Source organism: Bosea sp. PAMC 26642 (assembly GCF_001562255.1).
Lineage (GTDB): Bacteria > Pseudomonadota > Alphaproteobacteria > Rhizobiales > Beijerinckiaceae > Allobosea.
On record NZ_CP014301.1, the window covers coordinates 4,699,468 to 4,721,889 of the forward strand.

Consider the following 22,422-nt stretch of genomic DNA (forward strand, 5'->3'; position numbering starts at 1 on the left):
GATGGCGCGACTGACCTGAATAGCGCTGCCCGCTGCCCAGAACAGCAAAGGACGGTTTATGCTCATAAACCAAGTCCGTCGCACGGCACAACGCAACGTGCAAGCCCGGCTGGTCATGAGGGCCCTGGACACCGAATTGCTGCCGATCAGTCAGCGGTGTTGAGCGCAACGAAGCCGTTGAACACATGCAGCATCGTATTAAGCGCCGATGGCACTGTAGCATCTATCGACGAACGCACTGTACCCGATCGCCGCGGTTGTCAGCGTTTGAATGACTTGCTCGGGAAGACCGCCGCGTCGTCTCACACATGCAGCATCGGCTTCCGCGCAACGGCTACAACGCTGGTGCCAAACGGCATCGTCGCGCCGGTCATCAACCGCAGTCGTTCCGACTCCAGCATTTTCGCAAGCATGCGTCCGACGACGTTGTCGGGCAGATGGTGATCGTCCGACACCGACCGTCCGAGACCTTTGAGGCGGCCAAATAGCGAGGGAATCGCACGCAACAGGAAGAGTGGCAGGACAAGCGGCGCGAACATAAAACTCGTATGGACAACTTCGAAGCCCGCGACTCGTAGCGCCCCGGCTGCGGAGCGCGTCGTATAGCGGCGCATATGCCCCGCCAGTTGGTCTTCATTGGACCAAAGCCAACCGAAGGCAGGCACCGACATGTAAATCCAGCCTCCGGGAATCAAGGCCCGGTGAAGGTCCGCCAGGACGCCGGGCTCATCGGCTATGTGCTCGAGGACGTCAAACAATCCCATTGCCGCAACGCTGTTGTCGGAAATTGCAGCCGATGCAACCGTCGCGTTGATGACCGGTAGGCCACGCATCCGCGCCGCGGCCGCGCCTTGCGGGCCGGGTTCGAGCACGATTGCGTCGAAGCCGTTCTGCTGAAGCGCCAGGCTCACGATGCCGTTGCCCCCCCCGATGTCGAGGATCGGACCCGTGGGTGGAAAACGCTCGACGAGCGAATTGATGCACCGATTGCGATGCGCGAACCAATAGGACGACGCCTCGATTGCAGCGTAATCGCCATGAAACTCTTCTGGATAGGAAACGGGTTCGGTGCCTTTGCCCACCCAGAAGCCGTCCTGGTTCTTCATCAGCGTCGGCGATATCAATGCAATCGTCTGATCGATGCTGGGCATAAAATGGCGACCTGCCTTAATCCTGACCGACGGTGCTTGCCCCGAGGCACATCGCCGACCCGACCTTAAAATCAAATACCGCACGTCCTTAAGACAAAGGACGTGCCGTGGCCAGCGTCTAGAGCGTTTCCAGTTTATTTTGGATCATATCCTGCGGCTTTGAAGAAGTTTGCGCATTCGGCTGGTGTGAAGAGGTCGATGACCGATCCGATGGCGTCCCATAGGGCTGGGATGGTCCTTTCGGCTCTGGCGCGCAGGAGCGACGTGAGCTTGGAGAATGCGTTCTCCATCGGGTTGAAGTCGGGACTGTAGGGCGGCAGGAACGAGAGTGTGGCGCCGGCCCTTTCGACCGCCTCGCAGACGCTGGCCAGCTTATGGGCTGGAAGATTGTCCATGACGACGATGTCGCCAGGCTTCAGCGTCGGCACCAGAACTTGTTCGACATAGGCAAGGAAGACCACGCCGTTCATGGCGCCGTCGTAGACGAAGGGCGCGGTCATGCCCGTGAGACGCAAGCCACCGACGAAGGTCGTCGTCTTCCAATGCCCGTGCGGGATGCCGGCCCGGCAGCGCTCGCCGCGAAGGGCGCGGCCGCGCAGGCGGGCCATATTGGTGGACAGGCCGGTCTGGTCGATGAAGACGAGGCGTTCCGGGTCGAGATCGGGCTGAGCCTCAAACCAGTCCTGCCGCCGCTTCAGCACATCGGGGCGATCCTGCTCCAGTGCGTGGGCGGTCTTTTTTTGAACGTCCAGCCATGCGCCCGTAGCCAGGCGCTCAGTGCGCTGTGGCCGATGGCGACAGCCCTATCGGCAGCCAGGCGAGCCATCATCTCGTTCAGCGTGATGTCCTTGCGCTCATCGATCAGCCCCACGATGAAGGCCTCATGCGCATCCAGCCGCGAAACCCGTCGCCGACCCTGCAGCTGTGCCGTTGTCACGCCGATCCTGGCCCGCGCAATCCACCGGATCGCCGTCGATATCCCCACCCCGAACCGCGCTGCCGTCTGCCGCGCCGACAAACCGTCCGTCGAAGCCTTCAAAACGCGCCCGCGAAGATCGTCACTCAGGTGCTCGTGCCCTCGCCCACCTCTTCAACGAGCACGTTGAATCAGCCCGCAAGACGCACGTCACATCACAATCGATTCAACCGAGGCAGGAAGCGCCCTAAGTTCGGGCTGCCGGACCCGGTTGCCGCCTGCTCGTCGACGCAGTAGAGCGCAATGTCTCAATCGCAGAAAGCTCGGCGAAGGCAACCTTCTTCCATACACCCTGCACGGGACTGGCTGCGAATGCCATGGCTGACAGGTGCGTAGCCGCAGCGGCGCTTTCGATAGCTGACGGTTTCCATCCGAAGCGGAGTTGGCCTATCTACATCAGCCAATGATCCAAACGCGCTGGGAGTTTTGGCTGTGAATACAACGTCCAAACCAAAAAAAATTCTGATGTGGGGAAGTAAAAGTAAGGCACGAATTATTCACGAGATGATAGTAGAGCAAAATATAGGAATAGTAGAATTTATATTTGACGCCGACGCAGATTGTTTGAATTTTTCTACAAAGGCCGTATTGATCAATAGTATCGATAAATTATTGGAATTGACACATGATATAAAGTACTTTGTTGTGTGTATTGGCGGAGAAAATGGATACGCAAGATTAAAAACATCACAGTATCTCTGTGAAATCGCTCTAAAGCCACTTTCATTAATTCATGAAAGGGCTTTCATAGAACCAACGTCGGAGGTTGGTGTGGGATGTCATGTTATGCCATTCGTTGTTGTTCACAAATTCAGCAAGATCGGCGAATATACGATCTTGAACACTAACTGCACGATCGATCATGAGTGCGTCATCGGTCGAGGCGTGCATGTAATGGGCAGCGCAGCTGTTGCAGGCCGCGTCGAGGTCAGTGATTTTGCTAGCATAGGGACGAACGCGACCATTCTGCCCGATCTCAAAATTGGTGAGGGAGCCGTTGTCGGCGCTGGCGCCGTCGTCACGAGAAACGTCGATCCTTATGACGTCGTCGCGGGGGTTCCTGCAAAAAAGATCAGTGAGCGACCGCGTCATGTCTATGATAACATCGTCGAGCGGCTTCTCATCAGGGGCGGCCGTTCATAATGACGAATTGCCCCGGTCGTCTTGCTTGCTTTTTGCAAAAGCGAAGATGTCGAGCAGAACGAAGCTCAAGACAGCGACGGCAATCATGCCAAAGGCCTGGATAAGAACCGCGTCGAATCCGAGCAGGTTATGAGCAACGAACTGAAGCAGGGCCTGCGTTCCGGCGCCAACGGCATGAACGAGGATGTAACGTGACGCCGCGACGGGATGCGGGATATCGGAACTGAAGGACCAGGATCGGTTTGCCGCATAAGTCCCGGCGACGCCAAGTCCATAGACCGTCATCGCGGCCGGGACGGCACCCAGACCCATGTGCGTCAAGACGATGAACACGCACAACAGGCTGGCATTGGAAACCAAGCCTACCACCGCAAAGCGGTAGAGTCTTCGGGAGCGCTGGCTCGATAGGAAATCGTGTGTTCTTCGAGTAATTTGAAACGGATTTCGGTTTGACCGCACGGTAGACACCCTCCGGCCCGCAGCGCGGGACGCACACGAAATTCATCCGCTTTGCCGCACCAAATGGCGCTCTAGCTCTGAGCTGGAACCGGATGATTGCACACCGAAGCACCAGTGAATCCTCAACTACGGTTGCCGGAGTGAGAGCCGAGATCAATCGCAAACATGAGTCAGTTGCTTTTTGTGCGTGCGGACGACGTTTTCTCGGAACCGCTCCGGTTGCCGAGTTTAATGCCGTTCATCGTTTGGTCCACGATGAAGTTCGGACGGCCTTTAGCCTCGACGAGGATGCGTCCGACATACAATCCGGTGAGCCCCAACGCGAAAGCCAGGCAACCCGCGATGAACCAGAGCGATAGAATGATACTCGTCCATCCTTCGACCCTGACGGCCCCAACGAAATGGAGCAAGACGACCGCGAACGAAACAACCAAAGACAAGAACGCAACCGTCAAACCAGCCGACATCACTAGTTTTAAAGGTCTGTCCGAAAAGCCGACAATGACGCTCATCGCGAGATTGATCAGGCTATGATAGTTATAGCTCGACTTTCCCTCATGCCGTTGGCCATGCGAAACGTTCAGATCGGTGCGCGCGAAGCCTACCCACTGAATAATAGCCGGGAAATACTTTAATTCCTCGTCCCAGCTCGTCACGGTGTCGATCACCCTGCGATGGTAGATGCCGAAATTGGCGACCTCTGCAATCTGTTCGGTTCCCGTGAGAAATCCAAGCAGCCGGTAGAAGGCGCTTGAGACCGCCCGGCGATGCCAGGCATCCGCACGAACCGCCCGGCGACCACGAACGACGTCATAGCCTTCGCCGGCCTTGGCAAGCAGGGCCGGTATTTCTTCTGGAATGTCTTGGAGGTCGCAATCCATGACCACGATCCACGTCCCGCGAACGGAAGACAAGCCTGCCTGGATCGCAGCGTGCTGACCAAAATTCCGGGAGAGACGAAGGCCGATGACGCTACTGTCTTCTTCGGCGAGTTGCCGGACAACAAGCCAGGAGCCTTTCGGACAGCGGTCGTCGACGAGGATGAGCTCATAAGTAACCCCCATCGTTGCACACACGTCGCGGACCCGGGCATGCAACGGCCGAAGACTCTCCGGCGCGCCATAGACTGGAACGACAACCGAAAGATAAGGGTCGCCCGTAACGTCCGATGGATCGGCGACCGGTCCCATCGCCGCGGCCAACCGGGTCGGACGTGGCGTATCGCTCACGTCAAGCCGATCCGATATGGGATAGAACGCGATCGATGACGATCTCCTGGTCGTCGCCGAGGTCACGAAACAACGGCAGGCGGATCAGGCGATCGCTCGTCGCGTCCGTATGGACCAGTTCACCGCTAGTTCGGCCATATCGAAGTCCCGCCGGGGCTGAATGCAGCGGGATATAATGGAAAGGGGCGAGAATTCCGTCTTCCGCAAGGCTGACGATCAGGCCGTCTCGCGCAATCTTACTCTTTAGCAGTAGATAGTAGATGTGCCCGTTGTGGCTGCAATGCTGCGGCACGGTGGGACGAACAACGCATTCTTTGAGCTCGGCTGACTGGAAGCCTTGATGGTAGCGGTTCCAGATATTCATCCGCATCGTAGTCGTATCGTCGCCAGCTTCGAACTGCGCCCATAGATGGGCTGCTATAATCTCGGCGGGGAGATATGACGAGCCGATATCGACCCATGTGTATTTATCGACGGTGCGCTTGCGGAAGGCAGTGCGGTTGGTGCCTTTCTCGCGAATGATGTCGGCGCGCTCGACCAGTTTGGGATCGTTGATGAGGATCGCGCCGCCTTCGCCTGACACCAAATTCTTGGTCTCATGGAAGCTGAAACAAGAGATTGTGCTGAGCGAGCCTGCAGGGCGGTCAAAATAGCTCGACAGCAGCGCCTGCGCCGCATCCTCGATGATCATCAGGCCATGGCGGTCGGCAATGTTCTGGATAGCGTCCATCTCGGCGCAGACACCGGCATAGTGCACAGCCACGATGACCTTGGTCCGGGGAGTTATCGCAGCCTCGATCAACGCCGGATCAATGTTCAGCGTGTCTGGACGGATATCTATAAAAACGGGCGTGGCGCCGCGCAGCACAAAAGCATTTGCGGTCGATACGAACGTGAAGGACGGCATGATGACTTCGTCGCCCGGTCCGACATCGGCCAGAATCGCCGCCATCTCGAGCGCCGCCGTGCAGGAATGGGTGAGCCGTGCTGTGCCGCCGATCCGCGCTTCGAGCCATGCCTCGCAGCGCTTTGAGAACGGACCGTCACCCGATAGATGCCTTGTCTCCAGCGCTTCGCGGATGAAATCTATCTCCCGGCCAGTTACCGCTGGGCGATTATATGGCACACGCATTCGTTCGGTCTCGTTGCTGCGGTGAGCGCGAATGTCGGTCGCAGGCGCGACCCCACGCGCCCGAATATTGCACGCGATCTCTATTCCGGGCTATCGCCTTCAAGCAGTGGTGCTCTATCGGCGCCTGAGCGTGCAGTCAACAGGATTACGATAGATGCGTCCTTCGAACACGGGTATCCATAATCGAGGGGCGTCCGAATGGAGTTCCGCAAAATTCGGAAGAATTATAGATTTGTTACGCGAAAACCTCCAAAAATACGGTATAACGTTATTTATCGCGAGTTTACTTTCGGTTGCTGCACGAGGGCAAACTATATTTTCACCGCTATATTCATTCGACAGATACGAATTTGCATATCTTGCAGAAAAATTGAATCCTCCCGAATTTTTGCTACCACAAGGTCGCTTTGGACTTGCAGCAATTTTCTGGCTGCGCGGGCTCATTGGTTATGATGGCACGGATATTGGCGTCAGCTCGCTCATCCTTGCGGTGTTGTTCTTCGCTGCCGCGGGCATTTTCTTCGCCAAACTCGTACTTGATAATCCGACGAGGAGTGAATTGAGCATCTTCCTTGCCATCATGACGCTGCATCCGTTTGGCACAGAGTTTTTCACATTCTCGGATGCCACGCTTAACATTATGATAGGCCTGCTCCTCTCGGCAGCAGGGGCATTCCTGGCAGCGCGTTCTTCAAACCAATGGGTCTCAATTGGCATTGCGACACTTTTGCTGATTGCGGCTTTGTCAATCTATCAAACTACAATCGCGTATGTCCTGCCGCTTTGCCTGATCGCGTTGGTCGTCAGGATCAGCCGGCGTGAACTCCCAGCGTTCCAACAGCCATTTTTTCAGTGGCCGGAATTCCGGGCGTTGATCGTGGTGCTGGCGAGTGTTGTGGTTTATTTGGCTGTGGCAAAATTGATCTCACACGTCAGCGGTGTGCCGCTTGATGGGCGTACCGATTTCGCGGGCCTGGTCGATGTAAAAGCCAAGCTCAGCATCGTTTGGACGGCATTGACGCTTGCGCTTTGGCCTATGCCGGGGCTCCTGCCTGCGGGCGCATCCATTCTCCTGATCGTGTTGCTGACCATCTCGACGATCCTAGTGATCTTTCCCATGCTGAGGAACGGCCTGGTGCTCTCCGGTATTCTTTGTGCGGCCATGCTTGCTGCGGGACTTGGGTGGGCCGTGGGGGCATCGGCAGTGGGGAAGGTTATTTGGCTCGTTCCGCGCGTGCTGGCGCCGATGTCGGCTTTCGCCGCAGGCCTGATCATGGTGGGCTGGCATCTCGCGTCGCTGCGATCCAAGGCGCTTTTTGGCGTCGCCTCCGTCGTGCTCGTCCTTGCTTACATAGGCTCGTCCAATCGCATACTTTCCGAACAGCACCGACTCAATCACTGGGATGCCCAGCAGGCGAATCGGATCGTCGACCGCCTGGAAAGGCATCCGCGCTTCGTCGATATCCGATCGCTCGCCATCATCGGCGGGGACTGGCGCAGGAGCGCTCGACTTGTGACGACAACGGGTGACATGAACGTCTCGGCGTTTTTTTCTCGCCCGTCCAAACTGGGACTCATCCAGGAAGCTTCAGGCTACCGCTTTGAGAAAACCACCGCAACTGAATACACTGACGCCGAGCAATATTGCCAGACAGCGCCGCATTTCCCGGCGGACGCGTCGGTGACGGTGCTCGGTAGCGTTGGAATTGTGTGCCTGGTGAAACTAGAGTGATGGTGCGGGTGACGATCAAGCGCCTTCGGATCATCGACTTGCACTTGCCTCGCTGGAACAACGACGCTTCGCATCCGCAGCCGTGTGTCATCGAAACTCTTCGAATCAGCCGGTTTCGACCAACTGGACGATGTGACGTAATTTGTCGTCATCGGCGGATGGTGTAATCCAATTTAAAAATTCTACGAGCATGGTGCCGGCATTGGCTGGTTCGGTGAGAAAGAATTTACCGACATAGCGCGACAGCTTGGCCGCCGTGGCATTCCGGTCAAAACCAGCGCAATCGACGATCGCAATATAGAGCACCCGGCGCCTGGGCTCGTTTGCCGGCTCTCGTCCAGCATAGCATCTCTGTGTTGGCGCCTCGGACAGAGAGCCATATGAGCCGGTCGTCGGGCCTCCCGTCGGCAATGTCGCGGCCAGCGCATTCTGCTGCGTCGCAACAACCGGCGTCGTCTCGGTCGCGTTGCTCAGACCAAGCTCTTTGAGATAGATTTCATACCTAGTTGAAGACGAACGTAGGCTGCCTTGGAAGACCGGCGATTTGTCGCCATGGTTCCAGAGAATGTACTCGTCGAGCGCGGACGCCACGTTCGCACCCGATCCACCATAGGCGAGCGTCGATCTCCAGTCGCCTGACCCGTCATCATAACGCGCCGTTTCATCGATTCTCCGAAACGCCGAATCCCGCGGGAGATGGTAGGGTGGATTGATCTCGGCCGCGTTCGGTGGCGACATGCAACTCTGATAGCGCTGCCCTTTGATGATGGTCGGCGCCGGAGGGAACGCGGCCAGTTCGGGGGCGATCGGAGCGTTAGCCTGTGCATAGCGGTCGAACCGAACATTGATCGCGTCGTCGAACTGTCTGGCGAGGACGCCCGAGCGATAGTTGATCGTATTCGTATAGCAGAAGGCCGGCCGATTGGAGGCAAGTCGTTGCGGCGTTGTCGTTCCATTGCCGTCACCCGGTGCGTCGAAGGTGACGAGCGAGCCGTCCGCCATTGTGGCGGCGTTTCTCAAGAGATACTGCCGACCACTCGAGGCGGAGGCGACGAAGCGCGCCGGGTCGCGCTGGCACATCATCAAGGGCGTGACGTCGCAGGCGTAGTATTGCGATTCCGCCGTTGCCTTTCTTCGGATTGATTCCGTTTGTGCTCCGACGAACTGGATGAAGCTCGCGGTGAGAGAGTGACGGGATGTGGTAACCTCGACATAGACCGCAGCGGCGCCGTTGACGTCAGCGAGAGTAAAGCTCGGGCTATCGCGCAGATCGGCTAGATTGGCTGCAAATCTGAAGCTGAGTCCGAGATCGGCATTGGCGCCGAATGAAGGTGTGTTGGTCATCCTTTTGGCTGCGTCTCTCGCCTTCTGCAGCGCTCCATCGGTCCGGTCCAGCTGTCTTGCCGCGGCCAATGCCGCAGCGTCGGCCGCATTAGCCAGCTGCGTGTCCAGCGTGTAGAGGCGACCGAGGTCTATCACCAACCCGACGATCCCGAGCAAGGCTGGCAGCGCCACGGCGAAAAAGACCAAGGTAAAGCCGCGCTCATCGCCGGCAAGCCGGCCAAACGCCGCGACTTTGCGCCGCCGCTTTTCCGAAATACTGCCCTGATCGGCCGACTTGACCGTATCTTCGACGGTTTCCACCTGCACTCCGTCAGATCTAATCTCGGTCATCGGTGCTCATGTTTTCGCTCGGCATTGTCGCGGAGGCGCCGATCGCCAGCGAGGAGCCGAGAAGGTTGCCCAGAAACAGGAAATCATAGCGGAGATCGAGGATTTTGACTTGGACATTGACCGGCACGGGAACCGGCCGCCCGACATATCCCAGATAGTTCATCGCATAGCTCACCTCGATCTGGTCGGCTCGCAGTTGCGGAAGGATCGCGCGCATGGCCTCGCGGATAGGCGCCAGCCTGGCGTCGACGAGCAGGAAGTTGCAGCGCACGAAGCCCGGGCATATGCAGCGCTCACGAATGCTGCAGGTGACCGTGAAAATCGGACAGATGCTTTTGCGATCACGCTCAGGCGCGCATCTCTGGCCGAGCGGCAAGTCGTTCCAATATGCCGTGCTTTCGGCCGGCGTGAGGCCTGGACCATCGGCGACTGGCATCGAGACGATAGCCTTCCGCGCGCCCAGCTGGACAGCCTTCTGAGCGGAATTCTGCTGCCATAGAAACAGCGCCAGGTCGGCAGCGCCGAAAATCAAAACAAGGAGAACCGGTAAGACAAGCGCGGCCTCGATCAAAGCCGCACCGCTATCGTCCAAACGGGTTCTAATCCTCAATCGCTTGTTCCTGATGAGTGGCAGACAACGTCAAAGATGGCTCGATGCCCAGGATCGCTAGGAGATCGAAGTTGACCTTCACATCCGCGCGCAACGCGACCGTGCCCGATACCAGCGTGCGAACCGGCATGACCGTCACCGCGCTGCCGGGGAGCTTCGTATTGCTCATGATTTCGTCGCGAGCAACGGCGATCGCATCCATGGCGCCCCAAGAGCATGTCGGCGAGCAGGTGGGATCGGGCACCAGCGCCAACAGGCGGGCACCGCCTCGCACAGCGGTCTCGATTGCGGCATGGATGAACAAAGCCCGCCCCAACTCAACGCCGCCAGCGCAAAGAACAACGAGAACAGGGAGCAGGAGAGCAAACTCCAAGATGGCGGTTCCAGATTCGCACGAGGTGAACCTCGATACTGAATGCAGGCGGCTGCGAAGCGGTTTCCTGTTTGGCAAGGCCTTCCCCTGTCCTGGCGCCGATCATTTAGTTGGCAGATGCTTTCATGATCTTCAGGACGACAGGCGTCAGAATGACCATGAGCACCACCGGAAAAATGAAAGCAGCAAGCGGAAAGGTCAGTTTCGGCGGCAAAGCCGCCGCCTTTTCCTCCGCGCGTGCCATTCTTTTGTCGCGCATCTCATCGGAAAACGTCGTCAGCGCGACCGCGATGTCCGTGCCTAACTCAATCGATTGCTGCAGCAAGGTTGCCAATGCGCGCGCTTCAGCCAGCCCTAGCCGCTCTGCACAGTCCTTCAAGGCTTCGACCGTACTTTTGCCCGCACGCATTTCTCCAGCCATCAAATCGAGATTGGCCCGCAGTTCCGCAGCATCTGATCCAAGTTCTCGTGTGACGCGGTCGAGAGCCGCATCCAAACTTAATCCTGCATTGACGCAAACGACCAGCATGTCGAGAAAATCGGGAAAGACGATACGATATCGATCCTGCAACAGGCGCTGTCGACGGCTTACGAAGGCTCGCGGCAGATAGTAGGCCAGGATGAACAGGATCGCCGCCGATGCCACTTTCGGCGTCGTTTCCCAATGCGCGGCGAAGATCGCGATGAAAACCGCGCCTGTCGCTGGAAGCGCAACCAAAAGCACCCATCGAACAATCGTGAAGATCGAGACCGCATCCGCATTGAAATAGCCAGCGCGAATAAGATCTTTTCTGAGTTTTCGCTGAGCATTCGCATCGACGCCAAGGCTGCCCGGATCCACAGCCGTCAGGCGTCGCGAGGCGGCTCCACGAGGCACGGTTGACGACGCCGTTGCCATGGCGACGGCGCCAAAGCGCCGGCGTTGCCGACTTCTGCGCGCCAACCCGTTGACAACGCCGTGGGACAATAGCGCAACGCACCCGAACACGAGGGCCAGAACAACTATCTGCACGAAGGTCTCTGGCATCCTTTACACCTTGAAGTGGACCATCTTGTAGATCACGACATTGCCGATCAACAGCAGCGCACCAGCGATCTGCAAGATGGTCGAGCTAACCGGGCTGGCCCAAAACTCGAGATAATATGTCGAACTGACAAGATGAATTAGGCCAAAAAGCCCCACCGGGAGCGAGGTCAGCGCATATCCGCTAAAACGGCCTTCGGCCGACAGAGCCAAAACCTTGCGCTTGAGACGAAAGCGCTCTCGCAACATTCTCGCCAGGCGCGCGAGAACCTCCGCGAGGTTGCCGCCCGTTTGCTGTGCGATGGTAATCGAAGCCACGAGGAAGCGCATTTCTGGATAGCCGACGCGCTGTTCGAGCTGTCCGAGAGCGCCGGAGATGTCGCGTCCGTAGGTGATCTCGTCGACGACCACGGCAAACTCGGGCCCGGCGGGCGCAGGCATTTCGCGCGCCACAAGCGACAGGGAAACCGGCAGCGGATGTCCCGCCCTCAGGCTGCGCACGATGACATCGATGATATCGGGAAGCTGTTCACCAAAGCGGGCAATTCGGCGCGACCGCTTGAGCGACAGATAGCCATAGACAAGACTGCCGGCCGCCAGAAAGGTCGACAGGGCTCTATTGAACAGGCTCCAGGGCAAAGGCGCGATCACGAGCAACAGCAGCCACAGGCCAGCGGCAATCAGTAAGACGCGGACGACCGCAATCTGCGTGCCGGATTGGACGATCAATAGGCGCAAGCGAGAGATCAGCACAGAACCCAAGGCACCGGAATCCTTTTTGCGAAGAACGTCGATATCAGGCAGCGCTCGCGCCACCTTATCGAGGGCCGCGAAGCGCTTCGCTGTGCGGCGATCCTGCTGAAGGATATGTCGAATTGCAGATTGAGCCAGTTGGGCGCCGATAAAAACGATGGCAAAAATCAAAGTATATATGAGCCAGGGTTCGGACATGGCCGCGTTCATAGAGTGACCGTCGGGTCGAAATGCTGGGCAGGCAAATCGATACCCAGTCCCTTCAGTTCCTGCAGGAAAGCAGGGCGCACACCGGTGGCCCGGAAAGAGCCGTCAATTTTACCTTGGGCATCGAGCCCCTGCCGCACGAATTTAAAGATTTCCTGCATTTGAATGATATCCCCTTCCATCCCCGTGACTTCGGCGACGCTCGTCACGCGTCGTTGACCATCGGGCAGTCGTTCAAGTTGAACCACGAGCTGGATGGCCGAGGCTATCTGGCTGCGGATGGAACTGACCGACATCGGCGTGCCCGCCATGCCGATCATTTGTTCGATCCGACTTAAGGCGTCGCGCGGTGTGTTCGCGTGGACCGTCGTCATCGAGCCTTCATGGCCGGTGTTCATCGCCTGAAGCATATCGAAAGCCTCTTCACCGCGGCACTCGCCAAGGATGATCCGGTCCGGCCGCATACGCAGGGCATTCTTCAAGAGTTCGCGCTGCCTGATCTCGCCCTTACCCTCGACGCTCGGCGGTCTCGTCTCCAGCCGCGCGACATGGGGTTGCTGCAATTGCAGTTCCGCCGCGTCCTCGATGGTGATGAGACGTTCCTTCGGCGAGATGTATGACGACAAAGCATTCAGGATCGTGGTTTTACCCGACCCGGTTCCACCAGAGACAACCAGCGAGATCCGACCACTTACCGCCGCTTTGAGAACATCGGCTATCGGAGCTTTCAGCGCGCCCCCTTCGATCAACCGCTCCATCGAGAATGGACGTTTCGCAAATTTCCTGATCGATACCAATGGGCCGTCGACCGCGACCGGTCTGATTGCGACATTAATCCGTGACCCGTCGGCCAAACGTGCATCGACCATCGGAGAGGATTCGTCGACGCGCCGGCCGACACCGGCGACCATCTTGTTGATGATGCGGATAAGATGAGCCTCGTCCTTGAAGCGCACGGGGGTCGCTTCGAGCTGCCCGTTACGTTCGACATAAACCGCGCTATGGGCGTTGATGAGAATGTCACTGACCGTCGGGTCCTTGAGCAACGGTTCGATCGGCCCCAACCCGATCATCTCATCAAGGACATCTTCGGCAAACGACTCGAGTTCCTTTTGATTGAGCGCCAAACGCTCGCGGAGCGCGTAGTCTGCGACGAATTTCTTAACCTGACGGGCAAAATCCTCGGCGGAAATCTTCTCCATGAGAGATAGGTTAAATTCGTCGATGATCTGGGCATGAAGCTTGACCTTCTCATCGATCAGCGCCGGCCGCGAAACCTTTGGTTCTTGATGTGGAGGCGCGGGAGGCAGGCCGTCGGAGACGGGCTCTGCGACATCACTATGCAACCGCAAGCTCGCCGTGCGCCAGCGGTCTCCATTCCACGGCTTCATCCCCGCTTCCCTCGCTTTGCGTCGTTGCTCTTGTTGTCCGTCCGGGGCGCACCCACCGTCTCTTCGACCCATTGCGCCAAAACCCGCACATCCTTCACGACGCGGTTTCCAGGTGAAAGTTCCGTTAGAGGCCGACCTGCATTCATCGCCTCCTGCACCGCGCCATCATCGGACCGGACGCAGAAGATCTGCCTTCGGTGTAGGGCGCTCTCGATATCCGCGCGCCGCGCGATACGGCCGAACAGATTGGATTGACAATGATTGACAACGATGCCGATCTTGGCGGCGCCGATCAATAAATCGTCAAGATGCGCGAGTTTGGCATCGAGTTGCCTTAGAGCCGGCACCGTGCCGGTCCCGCAAACGACGATCGCATCCGAGCCAAGCAGGAGATTGTCGATCCAGGGTAGGCTCTGATGCGGAATATCTAGAAGGAGCAGATCATAGCGGTCGGCAATAAGATCGAGGACCGCGAAGATCATTTCGTGGTTGGGCTGCTCCAGAGTCTTGCGGCTGAGCGGACTCGCAAAGACGTCCAGCCGGTCGGAATATCGGCTGGCGAATATCTCAATTAGCTGGTTATCCAGCCGATCCGGACGCCCCGTCAGTTCGCGAAGATCGAATTGCGGTTGCAGGTCGAGAGCGTCGGCTAGAGTGCCGCCGTCGAAGTTCAGATCAAGAACGGCAACGCGGAAACCACCGCGTTTGTTCTGCAACGTCAAGTTGATCGCGGTCTCGATCACAAGCAGGCTGGTTCCGACTCCGCCCTTGCTTGGCAGAAATGCGACGACTTTCGCCGCACGCGGCGCCGGCCCGATCCCGGCGAGCCGCTGAAGGACGTCGCCGAACTCCTGGGCCAGTTCGTCCCACTTGCTCCATTCCGCGGCGCGGGTACGCAAAAGGCGTTTGTAAACCACTGGCGCGATGATATCGCTGACGTAAATCAGATAGGACCGCGCGTGTTCAGCCTGCGCGAATCGGATCGAGGCCTCTGCGAGCGCGCCATCCGAGCGGAGATCTGGAACGACCACCAAAGCCTTATCGGCCTCTCGGTAACCTTGCTGGCCACCTAGATTTTCAAGATTCGGCACGACCGAAACGGCAAGACCGAAATGAGCCGCGAGTTTGGCTAAGCCGGCAACCTTTGCATCGTCCGCTTCCGGGGCAACAATGAAACACTGCACTTCGATCCGCCCCCAACCATCTCCGCGCCTGACGGCTTTCGAGCCCAACGTCTTAAATTTTGGCACCGAGAACTAACTAATTGCCGGACCCAAGACCACCTGCCCAAATCCTTCTATCGCTCCGTCAAGACCGTATACTGTTCGCGTTTAGCGGCATTACGGGTGACATTCACTACCGACTCCGTTTTTGGAGCGGGGGGAAGAGGAGCCGCGGCGATTTGAGGCGTAGGAACCGGTGCCTGACGCAGATTTTCAATCTCCGTACGCAGCGCGCCCTCGATTTCCGCGCTTTTCCGGACACTTTCATCAGCGCGAGCATTTGCCTGCTCGGCGAGTTTCTTCAGTTCGGTGATTTGCCTTTCGGTCTCAACCGACGGCCGCGCCATCGAAGCGGCGCTTCCGATATCGGTTGCCGTCACGCGCACGGAAGGCTTGTCATCGGTTTGGCCTGTCTGCCGCAATACGAGAGATAGCCGCCCGATCCCTTGAGCAAGGATGACCGACTGCGCCTGCTGCACGTTCAGCTCTAACGTGACAGCTCTGGCGATGGTGGGCTTGTCCGGACGCTCATACGCGGATTGGTCGATCGCGAGGACCTTGGCATTCTGCAGCAGGACATCCGCATAGGCTGCCGTCACGTCCTGCCCCGTGGTTTCGCCTCGCGTCAGAATGACGTCTACACGATCACCGGGCAGCACGAATCCGGCTACGCCGCGTACCTCATCCACGCGCACTGAAACGGCGCGCATTCCTTCGTCGATCTGTGTCGACAACGTAGCCCTTTGATTGGGCGCCGTGATCTTCGACGCGAGAATCGGTTCGTTTCGCTGGAAACCCGTCAGCGCGAGGCGGCGACCCTCGTTGTTGATTTCAGCGATTGACGCAAACGCGCCCTCGATACGCGCATCCCCGGTCCACCGAATTTCGCGCAGATTCTCAGCCGTCAATGGGCTTCCGAAGGCGACGGCTTGAGACGCAACCACGATCATGCCGCCTGATGCGACAGGCGCCTTATCGGCTTGGATCAACCCGCGGGCCAGCAAAACGGCAATAGCGCCAAATAGCAGCGCAACGCCCAGAGATATGACCGAACTCGATCTCACTAAGAGCAATCCCCCGTCGGATTTGCGATTTTGCAGCTGATCTTGGTGAACTGGGCGTTGATGCTCGTGCCGGTAGCAGTCACGCCGACGATTGCCACTAAGGCAATCAGCGCGACGAGCAGAGCATATTCCACCATCGCGGCACCGTCTTCAGCCTTCCAAAAACGTCGCAAAACCTGTCGCATGTCGCTCTCCGTCGCCAATTTATTGTTTGCCAGAGGTAAACACGGCTGACACCGAGAAGTTCAATCCGCAGTCAGTCGCGTTTACGATTCATACACCACTTGAGGTGCTACGCGAGCCAAGGCCCGGCAGATGCAATGATTGTGACGATCCACGCCCCTGCGATGCCGGGGCCAAACGGTATTTTCCTTCTCCTGCCGATCGATCGCGAAGGCGCGAAGTCGAGCTTGACTGCGCCCCAGTAGAGCAGGATGCAGAGGAAAAGTACGATGGCGAATGTCAGCGCGTGCTGAGGGCCAGTGGACAGCAGTGCCACGGCTATCAGCTTGACATCGCCTCCGCCCATGGCGTTTTTCGCGTAAGACAAGATCAAAAAAGGAAACAGAACCGCTGCAAAAATCAAATTATTTAGCCAATTGATCAAATTATATGAATCAAAGAATTTAAATAGCACAATTATCAAGCAAATTATTACATTTTTATTTTTGATTCTGTAATGCTTAAGGTCATCAATCGCAATAAGTGTTAACATAAAGATCAATGCTAAATTTAAGCCGGAGTGCAGCACTGAAATTTTCCTACCTGACGCCTTTACTGAAGCCAGTAAATTTGCACCTGCGCTGAATGAAACGTTCCAATCTGGTGCTTTAATGCAAGCTCATTAGGATTCGAGCGCATATCGACACAGCCGAGAAAGGAGGCGTTAAGCTCGCCGTTCTACGCTGGATCATGAACCGCTCCCTGAACGTCCAGACTCTCGGATCGGCGATCGTCATTGCCGCATTCATAGCCGCGGAGGCGGCGACCAGCCTGCTTTCAGCGTATCCAAGACTGCCGCTGGCGTGGTATCTCAACCTTGAGGTCTTTCATGTTTTCGAACAAGCGCGCTCTGAACCTTCGCCGCTGCGTTTCTTGTTCGGGCCTGCGTCGCTCGGGGGTGCACTGATTTTTCTGGCGATCGTCTGCATTGCTCGCCTGGCGCGATGGCGTCTGGTTATTGCAATCGCTGCAAATTTGAGTTTCTATTTTGCCTTCGCTCTGTCACTTGCCGCGACCGACAGATCTCATGATCAGCAGACGGCTTCCTTATTCTGGATTGCTATTCGGCTGGATTCCGTGTCGATCACGAGCATCATCGTTCTTGCCTCGTTCGGCGCGGCCGCGACAAGCCATGCAGCCTATTTTCTCGAAATTTTCGACCGGAAGGCAAACTGATCGCATTGAGGTCCCGTTTGCCGCTCATCTAAAGCCTTCCGCGCAGTCCAGGGTTGACAAAAGCTCTTGAACGCCGTGCTGACAAAGGCGTCGGAGACACTTCGCCAGTCGTCGAGGGGAATTCTTCGCACGTTGACGGCGGTGATGTCTCTCGCCGGGCCCGCCAGCGCCATTTCTGACACAAGGTTGATCGTCGGCATAGGAGGCTGGCAATTGGAACGATTCGAGGGCGAGGTTGTCGTCCTGCGGACAACCGTGTCGGTTCCAGCCAAGCGGGGGCTCGGCTTGCTTCTGCTTTCCTGCGCCGGCGCGCAGCGTCGGATCAACATCGTGTTACCTCAGGTCGTATTCAGTGACGGAAACGCCACACGCAGTGTCTTGATCAGGCCGGTTGGAAGGCCCGCTCCAGGAGGATCGCCGCTTCTGGCAACATTTGCCACAGAGCAGAGACGTTCGCTGACGTTCCTTGAAACTGAAACCGGAAAAGCCAGCGTGGTGTTGCACTTGGCCGAAATGCTTCGGAAAAAGCCCGCGGCCCTGGATATGCTGGCTCATGCCGGCCCAGGCGCGATCGGTTTCCGACAGTTGGCTCCTTTTATCCTGTCCATGACGTTCACTGACAACGATAGCACCGCGTTGGATAATTTCACCTTGGCCTGTCGATCCGCTGTTCCTTGAACTGGGTCATGATCGGTGTATCCGACGTGCCCGTCGCAAGGCCAACTTGATGTCACAAGTCGATGCAAGCCGATCGCGCTATGCGCGATCTACGCGTCGATTGCCTCGGTCCAAACCGCCTCGCGACGGGATAACCGCTCGCTCGACCGGTTACGCGTACGGTTCAATAAGCTAGTGGCGACAGGGTTGGGGACATTGGTGAGAAGGCGACGGGAAAGACCGCCCCTAAACAACCGCATTCGATCGTCACGTTGCGCTTCTGCGCCATGAATGCGTATGAGTAGCGTCATTGTTCAGCGCCGGACGAGGGTGCCGATCTTCGGTTCGTGCCTGTGTGGTGCGCACGGCACGGGAGCAGGGTTTTGATGCGCGTTGGGCTGGCCGTGTTTTGGATCGGCATTGCCATGGGCGGCTGTCAGAGCACGGCGGGCGGTGACGTCGCTTCAACCGAGACATCGTCGGTTGACTCCGCATTGACGGCTTCGAATGACCCCGGTGGCTTGGGCCGTGCGCATCTTGCCAATAGCGACTACGCCATGGCAGAACGGCAATTCCGCGATGCCGTCGAAAAAAACAGCGAGGATACGGTATCCTGGATGGGATTGGCGGCGGCCTACGACAATCTCGGGCGCTTCGATCTGGCCGATCGCGCCTATGAGCAGGCAGCCCGCACAGGCGGCGAAACCCTCGAATTGATCAATAATCTCGGCTATTCCTATTTGCTGAGGGGCAACGGAGCCGCAGCGCAAATCCAGTTCACGAAAGCTCTCACATTGGACCCCAAAAATCTGGTTATCGCCAACAACATTCGTCTTCTCAAGCTCGGGCAGCGCAACGTCCGAGGCACGCCGCTTTAGGCGAATGTCGCTCGCTAGCCGAGGGCTTGATCGCCAACTGTTGAAGCACCGTATTACAAGCGACACGACCGACCAGATCTGTTCGAGACGGCAGCATGTCGGGTCTGGCCTGTTCCCTAGTGACGCCTGCCGATGCCAGCCGTGATCGCCTCGGAGAAGGCGCGCCTGTCGTCTTTCGGGTGCACGCAACTGAATCCCGCATGGTGCGTTGCCGGTTCAACTGCTACCTAAATGATGAGGCCGATGTCAGGACCGTTTTTGATCATGCGTAAATCCAGGGCCGACCGGGCCGCGACGAGGCAAAGCTGTAACAGGGTATTTTGCCTGGTTCTGGCAGTCGCGGCCTGGAGCGCGGTCGGCGCATCCTTCGAGACGTCGGCACAGACGCAGGTGCGCCAGTTGGTGCGCACCGGGGGTAACGCCGTCCTCAGCAGAGCCGCGCTGACAGTCAACAAGTCCCAGACGATCAGGCTTCCTGCCCCCGTCGTTGATGTCCTGGTCGGTTCGACCGACATCGCCGACGTCGTTCCCGTGAGCGACCGCACCTTGTATCTTCTCGGCAAGAAGGTCGGCACCACGAACGTCTCCCTCTATGACGCGGAGAAGAAGCTGGTCGGTATCGTGGATGTCGAGGTTCGGCCGGACGTAGCTGCGATCGAGTCGCAGATTCGTGAAAGCACAGGCAACACGGGCTTGAAGGTCCGCAGTCAAGGCGAGCGCACGGTCTTGACCGGAGTCGCCCGGGACGCTCCCAGCGTCGATCGCGCGCTGCAGGTCGCACCGCCCGGCACTCTTAACCTCTCGCTGGTCAAGTCGCCGCAGCAGGTGATGCTGAAAGTCCGTTTCGTTGAGGTAAATCGCACTGCGGGCCGCGAGCTCGGGGTGCGTTTCGAATATGCCGGCCGCAACCGCATAGGTGCCGTCGGAGCGTTCGGTCGATCCAGCCAGGTCAGCAGTTCGGACGGCGCGCCGGTCGGGTCGAGCGGCAGCATCCCGCTTTCGGCCGTTGTGGGCAGCGCGGTCGATGCCGCGACCAATGGTGGCATCCCCTTCGCGACGATCGTGCAGCGCTTCTCGGGCGCGGCAAACCAACTCGATGTCTTTATCAGCGCGCTGGAGAACAAGGGCCTGGTCAGACGGCTTGCGGAGCCCAATCTCATTGCCATGTCGGGCGACAAGGCGGAATTCCTCGCAGGCGGCGAAATTCCGATCCCGATCGCTGGTCAGACGACCAGTGGCGCTCCGCAGATTACGGTTTCGTACAAGGAATTTGGCGTCAAGCTGGCTTTCACGCCGACCGTGCTTGCCAATGGCCGGATTCATTTGCAGCTCGAACCGGAAGTCAGCGATATCGATGCATCTCTCGCGGTGGCGGTCGGTGGCGGCATTTCTGTGCCCGGCCTCACAAAGCGACGTGCCAGAACCAACGTGGAATTGCAGGACGGGCAGAGCTTCGCCATCGCCGGCCTCTTGCAGGTGCAGTCGAACCGCAGCATCGACCAGTTCCCTTGGCTCGGCTCGATACCGGTTTTGGGGGCGCTGTTTCGCAGCACTCAATTTCAGGAGCGCGAAACCGAGCTTGTCGTGATCGTGACACCACATCTCGTAAAACCTGCCCGGCCTGGCCAATTGCTCGCAACGCCTCTCGATCAGACCGTGCCAGCCAATGACGTGGATCTTTTCGTTAACGGACAAATGGAACTTCGGCGAAACATGCGCGAATTCGTCTCCGCGAACGGGACACGTATTGGTCCGCACGGTCATCTTTTGCCGGGCGCTCCCGGCCTTTCCGGTACGAAGTCCTGCTCTCCGCGCCCATGCTGAATTTGCGCCTCGCCGGGCTTATTGCCGCGTCCGCGGTCGGCCTTGGCGGGTGTGCCGAGTATCTCGATCGGCGCGACACGGTGATGTCGGGGACGGGCGAAGCCGTTCAGACCAACATCGTCACGCATCAGATCGATCCTTGGCCGGCTCATGCCCGCTTTGTTCATTCAACGACCGATGGTGACCGTCTGCAGAGAGCCATGGAGCGGTATCGCAATCCCCGAGCCGGAACCGATACAGTGTCGTCTTCGACGCAAACGGGTTCGTCGGGCGCTGCAGCGGCCCCGGCCCGAACACCTTGACCCGATCGGAACTCTTCGCGGTCCGCACGGACACCGGCGCCATCCCCTCATGCGAACGGTCTCGATCTGATCGAGCCGGTCTCTAAACTTCATCTCTGCCAGTTTTTCTTGGCATGGACCGGTAGCGACTTCGCTCGAAGACGCTTTAGAGCGTTTTCCGATCAAGTTGCATCATACCCTGCGGCACCGAAGTAGTTCAGACATTCGGCAGGATCGAAGATATCGATGATGTGGCCGATGGCGTTCCAGAGGCCGCTGACCGTTCGCTCGGCGGCCTTGCGCAGGAGGGCCTTGAGCTTCGAGAAGGCCATCTCGATCGGGTTGAAGTCAGGACTTGAGGGCGGCAGATAGCGCATTTCGGCGCCTGCCGCCTCGATCATCTCGCGCACTCTGGGTCCCTTGTGGCTGGAGAGGTTGTCCATGACGATGACGTCGCCCGGACGCAGTTCTGGGACGAGCACCTTGGCGACATAGGTCTCGAAGGCATCGCGGTTGATCGGCCCGTCCAGAACCCAGGGCGCGATGAAGCCGCGCAGGGTGAACGCCCCGACGAAGGTTGTCGTTTTCCAATGACCGTGCGGGACGGCCATCCTGAGCCGCTCGCCGCGCGGACATCGGCCATGATGGCGCGCCATGTTGGTCGAGGCCTAGGTCTCGTCGATGAAGACGAGGCGCTCGGGGTCGAGATCGGGCTGGCTTTCGAACTACTCCTGCCGGCGGTTCAGAATATCGGCGCGGTTTTGTTCGCTTGCATGCGCCGACTTTTTTTGAGCGTGATCTTGTGTCGGTCGAGGAACCGCCAGAGCCCGGCGATGCTGGCGTTCACCCCCTTCGCTTCAACCGCGATCCTTAGTTCGGCAAGCGTGATGTCACGGTTGACTGCGACGCAGTCCACGATCGTCGAGCCATGCCGTTCGAGCCGATGCGAGCGCCTGTCGCCACCAGGCGGGCCGGGCCACGCATCGCCCTGCTCACGCTCCAGCCTGCGCCAGCGGCTGACACTCGCCGTGCTCACACCAAACCGCTCGCCAGCCTAACGGTGCGTCAAACCCCGCGCCACCGCCGCCAGCACCCGAACCCGAAGATCAACAGACAGAGCTTTCGACATGCCAGCCGGCCTCCGATCCGGCAGGCAGTCTGAATCAGCTCCACGCTGATTTGGGAATCCCAGTTGATTCAATCAGCTCGGAATCCGCTCTAGAACAGGCCGACCGTTTTCGGA

General features: G+C 58.2%; 21 protein-coding genes and 1 pseudogene. 6 read left to right on the forward strand and 16 right to left on the reverse strand.

The window, feature by feature from the left end; translation table 11 throughout:
- Positions 1–302: 302 nt before the first annotated feature.
- Positions 303–1,151 carry a class I SAM-dependent methyltransferase gene (locus tag AXW83_RS22520; RefSeq protein ID WP_066617585.1) on the reverse strand — a complete coding sequence of 283 codons (849 nt, stop codon included), beginning with the start codon at positions 1,149–1,151 and terminating at the stop codon, positions 303–305.
- A gap of 134 nt (positions 1,152–1,285) precedes the next feature.
- Positions 1,286–2,217, reverse strand: a protein-coding gene (locus AXW83_RS26785) for an IS630 family transposase (RefSeq protein ID WP_442855258.1) whose coding sequence is annotated in 2 segments (ribosomal slippage) — positions 1,286–1,891 and positions 1,894–2,217 — 930 coding nt in all. Because the reading frame shifts where the segments join, the coding sequence is not laid out codon by codon here.
- Positions 2,218–2,559: 342 nt separating this feature from the next.
- On the opposite strand from AXW83_RS26785, the gene AXW83_RS26790 reads away from it, so the two are divergent.
- Positions 2,560–3,270, forward strand: a complete 711-nt coding sequence (locus AXW83_RS26790) for a NeuD/PglB/VioB family sugar acetyltransferase (RefSeq protein WP_156640310.1) — start codon at positions 2,560–2,562, stop codon at positions 3,268–3,270.
- Here AXW83_RS26790 and AXW83_RS22540 read toward each other — a convergent pair.
- From AXW83_RS22540 to rffA, 3 genes are all read right to left on the reverse strand, one after another.
- Complete coding sequence (locus AXW83_RS22540) at positions 3,265–3,630, reverse strand: GtrA family protein (RefSeq protein ID WP_066617611.1); 366 nt, start codon at positions 3,628–3,630, stop codon at positions 3,265–3,267. The genes AXW83_RS26790 and AXW83_RS22540 overlap by 6 nt on opposite strands.
- 269 nt (positions 3,631–3,899) lie before the next feature.
- Entirely contained in the window at positions 3,900–4,958 is a 1,059-nt protein-coding gene (locus AXW83_RS22545; RefSeq protein WP_156640313.1) for a glycosyltransferase family 2 protein, read from the reverse strand.
- Between the two features lies 1 nt (position 4,959).
- Positions 4,960–6,090 carry a dTDP-4-amino-4,6-dideoxygalactose transaminase gene (gene rffA, locus AXW83_RS22550; RefSeq protein ID WP_066617624.1) on the reverse strand — a complete coding sequence of 377 codons (1,131 nt, stop codon included), beginning with the start codon at positions 6,088–6,090 and terminating at the stop codon, positions 4,960–4,962.
- A 154-nt stretch (positions 6,091–6,244) separates the two neighbouring features.
- Here rffA and AXW83_RS22555 point away from each other — a divergent pair, with 154 nt between their 5' ends.
- Entirely contained in the window at positions 6,245–7,822 is a 1,578-nt protein-coding gene (locus tag AXW83_RS22555; RefSeq protein WP_082767333.1) for a glucosyltransferase domain-containing protein, read from the forward strand.
- A 105-nt stretch (positions 7,823–7,927) separates the two neighbouring features.
- Here the strand turns inward: AXW83_RS22555 and AXW83_RS22560 are convergent, their stop codons facing one another.
- The 10 genes from AXW83_RS22560 to AXW83_RS22605 all read right to left on the reverse strand — a co-directional run bounded on the left by AXW83_RS22560 (position 7,928) and on the right by AXW83_RS22605 (position 16,892).
- Positions 7,928–9,466 carry a pilus assembly protein TadG-related protein gene (locus AXW83_RS22560; protein WP_168166136.1) on the reverse strand — a complete coding sequence of 513 codons (1,539 nt, stop codon included), beginning with the start codon at positions 9,464–9,466 and terminating at the stop codon, positions 7,928–7,930.
- A gap of 16 nt (positions 9,467–9,482) precedes the next feature.
- Positions 9,483–10,067: a TadE/TadG family type IV pilus assembly protein gene (locus tag AXW83_RS22565; protein WP_066617630.1), complete on the reverse strand. Its 585-nt coding sequence runs from the start codon at positions 10,065–10,067 to the stop codon at positions 9,483–9,485.
- 28 nt (positions 10,068–10,095) lie between these two features.
- Positions 10,096–10,479 carry a TadE/TadG family type IV pilus assembly protein gene (locus AXW83_RS22570; RefSeq protein WP_066617633.1) on the reverse strand — a complete coding sequence of 128 codons (384 nt, stop codon included), beginning with the start codon at positions 10,477–10,479 and terminating at the stop codon, positions 10,096–10,098.
- A 106-nt stretch (positions 10,480–10,585) separates the two neighbouring features.
- A complete protein-coding gene (locus AXW83_RS22575) occupies positions 10,586–11,506 on the reverse strand; it encodes a type II secretion system F family protein (RefSeq protein WP_082767337.1) in 921 nt (306 codons plus the stop codon).
- Between the two features lie 3 nt (positions 11,507–11,509).
- Entirely contained in the window at positions 11,510–12,454 is a 945-nt protein-coding gene (locus AXW83_RS22580; RefSeq protein ID WP_168166137.1) for a type II secretion system F family protein, read from the reverse strand.
- A gap of 8 nt (positions 12,455–12,462) precedes the next feature.
- The gene (locus AXW83_RS22585; RefSeq protein ID WP_066617642.1) at positions 12,463–13,854 is read right to left on the reverse strand and encodes a CpaF family protein; all 1,392 of its coding nucleotides are present in this window, start codon (positions 13,852–13,854) and stop codon (positions 12,463–12,465) included.
- Entirely contained in the window at positions 13,851–15,086 is a 1,236-nt protein-coding gene (locus AXW83_RS22590; protein ID WP_168166138.1) for a CpaE/TadZ family protein, read from the reverse strand. Before AXW83_RS22590 ends, AXW83_RS22585 begins: the two co-directional genes overlap by 4 nt.
- Before the next feature lie 65 nt (positions 15,087–15,151).
- Positions 15,152–16,141, reverse strand: coding sequence for a Flp pilus assembly protein CpaB (cpaB, locus tag AXW83_RS22595; protein WP_066617646.1), 990 nt, complete (start codon positions 16,139–16,141; stop codon positions 15,152–15,154).
- On the reverse strand, positions 16,141–16,326 hold the full coding sequence (locus tag AXW83_RS22600; RefSeq protein WP_066617649.1) for a Flp family type IVb pilin: 186 nt from the start codon (positions 16,324–16,326) through the stop codon (positions 16,141–16,143). The genes cpaB and AXW83_RS22600 overlap by 1 nt, the downstream gene beginning before the upstream one ends.
- Before the next feature lie 107 nt (positions 16,327–16,433).
- A complete protein-coding gene (locus AXW83_RS22605) occupies positions 16,434–16,892 on the reverse strand; it encodes an A24 family peptidase (protein ID WP_066617652.1) in 459 nt (152 codons plus the stop codon).
- A 161-nt stretch (positions 16,893–17,053) separates the two neighbouring features.
- Here AXW83_RS22605 and AXW83_RS22610 point away from each other — a divergent pair, with 161 nt between their 5' ends.
- The 4 genes from AXW83_RS22610 (at position 17,054) to AXW83_RS22625 (ending at position 20,898) form a co-directional block, all read left to right on the forward strand.
- The gene (locus AXW83_RS22610; RefSeq protein ID WP_066617658.1) at positions 17,054–17,539 is read left to right on the forward strand and encodes a hypothetical protein; all 486 of its coding nucleotides are present in this window, start codon (positions 17,054–17,056) and stop codon (positions 17,537–17,539) included.
- A 66-nt stretch (positions 17,540–17,605) separates the two neighbouring features.
- Positions 17,606–18,217: a hypothetical protein gene (locus AXW83_RS22615; RefSeq protein ID WP_066617660.1), complete on the forward strand. Its 612-nt coding sequence runs from the start codon at positions 17,606–17,608 to the stop codon at positions 18,215–18,217.
- A 365-nt stretch (positions 18,218–18,582) separates the two neighbouring features.
- Entirely contained in the window at positions 18,583–19,074 is a 492-nt protein-coding gene (locus tag AXW83_RS22620; protein ID WP_156640316.1) for a tetratricopeptide repeat protein, read from the forward strand.
- A 264-nt stretch (positions 19,075–19,338) separates the two neighbouring features.
- On the forward strand, positions 19,339–20,898 hold the full coding sequence (locus tag AXW83_RS22625; RefSeq protein ID WP_168166139.1) for a type II and III secretion system protein family protein: 1,560 nt from the start codon (positions 19,339–19,341) through the stop codon (positions 20,896–20,898).
- A gap of 463 nt (positions 20,899–21,361) precedes the next feature.
- Here AXW83_RS22625 and AXW83_RS26795 read toward each other — a convergent pair.
- Positions 21,362–22,308, reverse strand: a pseudogene (locus AXW83_RS26795) (IS630 family transposase).
- Positions 22,309–22,422: the final 114 nt, after the last annotated feature.